This is a genomic window from Kaarinaea lacus (assembly GCF_975902315.1).
The window spans coordinates 1-4,244 of record NZ_CDLKIE010000036.1 but is presented as its reverse complement, the minus strand read 5'-3'; the positions used below and the strand labels follow the sequence as shown (position 1 = coordinate 4,244).

Here is a 4,244-nt window from a genome sequence, read left to right as displayed (position 1 = left end):
ACCACGTTGGGCAATTGCTCACAAGTTTCCTGCCCAGGAAGCATTAACAAAGATAAACGCCATCGATGTGCAAGTCGGACGTACTGGAATTCTTACCCCGGTGGCACGCCTCGAACCCGTGGAAGTGGGTGGAGTGACCGTTACCAATGCTACCTTGCATAACCAGGATGAAATTGAACGACTGGATGCGCGGGTAGGGGATACCGTTATTATTTATCGGGCCGGTGACGTAATTCCCAAGGTGGCCAGCGTGGTCAAGGAACGTCGACCCAGGCGCACTTCACTTTTTAAAATGCCCAACAAGTGCCCCGAATGTCATTCCGATGTAGAGCGAGTCGAAGGCGAGGCTGCGACCCGTTGCACCGGTGGATTAGTTTGTCCGGCGCAACGAAAAAACACTATCAAGCATTTTAATTCACGACGTGCCATGGATATCGATGGTGTTGGTGACAAACTGGTGGATCAGTTAGTCGACAAAGGGCTCATCGAAGACGCCGCCGACCAGTATTCATTAACTAAAAAACAATTATCTGATCTGGAACGTATGGCCGACAAATCAGCTGATAATGTTCTCGATGCACTGGAAAAAAGCAAAGAGACGACATTAGCGCGTTTTATTTATGCCCTGGGTATTCGAGATGTTGGCGAAGCAACTGCACAAAACCTGGCGCAACATTACGCAGACCTGGAGGCCATTATGGCTGCCAATGAAGAGGCATTACAGGAAGTACAGGATATCGGCCCAATTGTGGCAGCACACATCGTCAGCTTCTTTAAACAAAAACACAACAAACAGGTAATCAAGAAGCTCGTTAAAGCAGGTGTGCATTGGCCGGCAGTGGAGCAGGCGCCAGCGAGTGATTCTGAACTGGCAGGTAAAACATTTGTCATTACCGGTACCCTGGCTTCAATGAAACGCAACGAACTGAAAGAAAAACTCCAGTCTCTCGGCGCTAAAGTCACCGGTAGTGTTTCGAAGAAAACCGATTACGTTGTCGTTGGTGCAGACCCTGGCTCCAAATACGACAAAGCACAAAAGCTGGGTGTGGAAATACTGAACGAAGAGCAGGTGTTGAAGTTGATGCAATAATTTTATGTAAAATTATGTCATATCGTGAAGGTTAAATTATCTATATTTACAATAGTCAGTTATCAGGCCTGTTCATATATGGAAAAATCGGTCAAAAATTTTGGTTATATATGGAATATTGTCTACCTATAACCAGAATGTGTCGATATAGTAATTTTTAGCTGTAAAAGATGAATAAGAGCAAAATAATACATATAGAATTTATCGTTGGAGTAGCGCCAATATTTTTGTTGTTTTTTATGGGCGCTGTACCAAATTTATTTATAGGTTTTAGTGATCTTGCCAGCGGCAATTATGATGAGGCGACATACCCATCGATTTTAATGTATTGCATTCCTCCCGGAGCGATCGGTTTGTATGCTTTATGGAACAGTTATTCGTATGTGGGTGATAGAAGAGGCGTATTAAAAAATAGAAGGCTAACGATATTTGGCCATATTGTTGGTATTTTTACGGCCTTTTTCCTTGTTTTTTTTCATCTCGTAAAGTTATCGAGTTATTTTGGCTTAATATTTATATTACCTGTTTCAGTAAGTATTCACTGGCTTTTTTTGATTGGGAAATTTAGTGAAGGGGCGATATCGACAGCAAACAAGGGCGTCAATTAGGACGTTCCTTTCGTTACGCCTATTACGCAAATCGTTATGTGCAATGCGACAGGTGACATATCACGGTTAATTCATGAATCGACGTAATTCTATGAGGATAAATTAATGTCCAACATGATATTGCTCGGTACTCGCAAGGGTACTGTAATAATTGAGCGTATAAATGGTAACTGGCTTATCCGTCCAATTACTCATGCAGGCATTCCCGTTTGTTACGCAGCACGAGATCCGCGCGATGGTACATTGTGGGCTTCGCTTGACCATGGCCACTGGGGGCCGAAGTTGTCACGTTCGCATGATGCGGGTGAGACCTGGGAGGATGTCACATCGGTAAAGTATCCTGAGGGAGCACGCTACATTGTCAAGTACCTGCCAACGCCCGATTTCGATCCGAACTCACCGGCCGCTCAGCCTGAATATAACGACGCAACCGTGTATAAGATCTGGAATATTGCATTTGGTAATGCCAGTCAGCCTGGCAGGTTATATGCCGGCACGATTCCCGGTGGGTTGTTTGTCAGTGATGATGGCGGTGACAACTGGGAACTCAACCGTCCATTGTGGAACCATGAGAGTCGCGGTGGTGATTTATTTGCTGGCGATGCGACGAGTGAGAATCTTTGGCACGGCACGCCCGCGAGTATTGACTACGGTGTGTTCGAACCTGGTATTCATTCTATAAATGTTGATCCTCACGATGACAGGCATATTACTGTTGCAGTGTCGACGGCCGGTGTGATTGAAACTACCGATGGTGGTCAAACATGGGCGAGCCGTAATCGGGGAATGACCAATGATTATTCTCCAAATCCGGAGTCCGAATGGGGACATGATCCGCATTTTGTGACAAGCTGTTCCGAGCAGCCGGATCATCTCTGGCAGCAAAACCACTGCGGTGTATTTTACAGTGATGACGGTGCGCAAAACTGGAAAAAGGTCAGCATGCCGGATCTTGGTGTACACTTTGGATTTCCAGTTGCGGCTGATGCAAAGAACGGACGTACCGCGTGGATCGTACCTGCACACAGTGACATGGAACGTATGGCGATTGATGGCGGCCTGTTTGTTGCCCGCACGACCGATGGCGGACAGTCATGGCAATCTTTTCGAGACGGTTTGCCACAGGACAACGCTTACGACATCGTGCTGAGGCATAGCCTGGATGTAGCAGGTGATTGTTTATGTTTTGGCAGTACCACTGGAAACGTTTACCTGTCAGAAGATCGTGGTGAAACATGGCGATGCCTCGCTAATAATTTTCCACCGGTTTATTCGGTACGATTTGGTTGAACGACATGCCTACTGTCGAAATGACGCAACATCTTTATCGATTCTTTCCGCAGCTAAAGAATCGAACGATTACGGTGCCAGCCGGCTCAGTGGCTGAAATTTTAAACGCAGTTAACGAAATTGCGCCAGGCTTCACCGATTATATACTCGATGAACAGGGTGCATTGCGTCGGCATGTAAATCTCAGTATTGATGAAAGCATGGTGGTTGATAGAAAAACGCTATCAGATCGAGTTCAGGATGATGGGACTGTTTACATATTCCAGGCCCTGAGCGGGGGCTAGGTGCTTGTGTCGTCAGGCTGTAGTATTAAGCCAGTTATTTTAGCGCTGCATGTGTTGGATGAAAAAGGTTCACAATGAAGAATATTTTAATTTCTCTGTTAACAATGATTATTATTTCAGGCTGTAGTAGCGTGGGCGAAAATAAAGCGGGTGAAGTTACTATTGAAAAGAGCAAGCCACCACAACTTTGGTCGGACCATAAAAGTTTAAATATTCCTGTGGCGGTCTGTGCGCTAAAGGGGTATAGCGCATTAAAATCACTGGGATTTACCCGTGTGGTTCAAAATGGCAACTATTCGTATGGAAACTTCAATGATAATCGAGCGGCTGTAAAATGCGTTGAAGTAAACGGTGGTTCATTTGTTTATCTGGCTGTGGCTGGCCCGGAAAAAATGGTAGTCGAAAAACTGAGAAATGAAATTGCGTGGAAATTTTAATCCCACATAGTAAGACGAATCAAAAAGGACGCTCATTAAATAGTGCTTTTTATTTGCAACTTTCGACAGAAGAGAAAAGATGGAATGATAGCAAAAATAGTCCCGCAATTTTTTACAAGCAATCTTGAAAATACGCTACGGTACTATGATTCTTCGCTCGGATTCGTAACACAGTTTACCTATGGTGAGCCAGCCTACTATGCTGGAGCAATAAGAGATGGACAGTCTATCTTTTTCAGACATGTAGATCCTTGCATAGATAAATTAGAAGAAAAATATTCAGAAGAATATTTAGATGCTTATATCCGTGTTGAGGATATAGAAATGATGTATGAAGAGTATGATACACGGCAGGTCGATTTTCATAGAAGAATAGATACGATGCCGTGGGGATTCAGAGAATTTGTGGTCAAGGATTTGTTTTTGATGCAAAAGGGCAAAGTGCATTTATTAGAGAGGATGAACCAAAAGAATTTCTTGATCCGTTATGTGCTATTCTAAATTCTAAAGTCTCTACCTATTTGTTATCTTTCTT

General features: G+C 44.2%; 6 protein-coding genes. All 6 read left to right on the top strand.

What is annotated here, in order from left to right:
• Positions 1 to 1,090, top strand: a 1,090-nt coding sequence (gene ligA, locus ACWVCM_RS00630; RefSeq protein ID WP_455199758.1) for an NAD-dependent DNA ligase LigA, incomplete at its 5' end; no start/stop codon positions are given.
• A 170-nt stretch (positions 1,091 to 1,260) separates the two neighbouring features.
• Positions 1,261 to 1,698 (top strand): hypothetical protein, encoded by a 438-nt coding sequence (locus ACWVCM_RS00625; protein ID WP_455199757.1) that lies wholly within the window; start codon positions 1,261 to 1,263, stop codon positions 1,696 to 1,698.
• A 105-nt stretch (positions 1,699 to 1,803) separates the two neighbouring features.
• Positions 1,804 to 2,988, top strand: a complete 1,185-nt coding sequence (locus tag ACWVCM_RS00620) for a WD40/YVTN/BNR-like repeat-containing protein (protein WP_455199756.1) — start codon at positions 1,804 to 1,806, stop codon at positions 2,986 to 2,988.
• Positions 2,989 to 2,993: 5 nt separating this feature from the next.
• Positions 2,994 to 3,272 carry a MoaD/ThiS family protein gene (locus ACWVCM_RS00615; RefSeq protein WP_455199755.1) on the top strand — a complete coding sequence of 93 codons (279 nt, stop codon included), beginning with the start codon at positions 2,994 to 2,996 and terminating at the stop codon, positions 3,270 to 3,272.
• A 74-nt stretch (positions 3,273 to 3,346) separates the two neighbouring features.
• Positions 3,347 to 3,709 (top strand): hypothetical protein, encoded by a 363-nt coding sequence (locus ACWVCM_RS00610; protein ID WP_455199754.1) that lies wholly within the window; start codon positions 3,347 to 3,349, stop codon positions 3,707 to 3,709.
• Between the two features lie 84 nt (positions 3,710 to 3,793).
• On the top strand, positions 3,794 to 4,210 hold the full coding sequence (locus ACWVCM_RS00605) for a VOC family protein (RefSeq protein WP_455199753.1): 417 nt from the start codon (positions 3,794 to 3,796) through the stop codon (positions 4,208 to 4,210).
• Positions 4,211 to 4,244 lie beyond the last annotated feature (34 nt).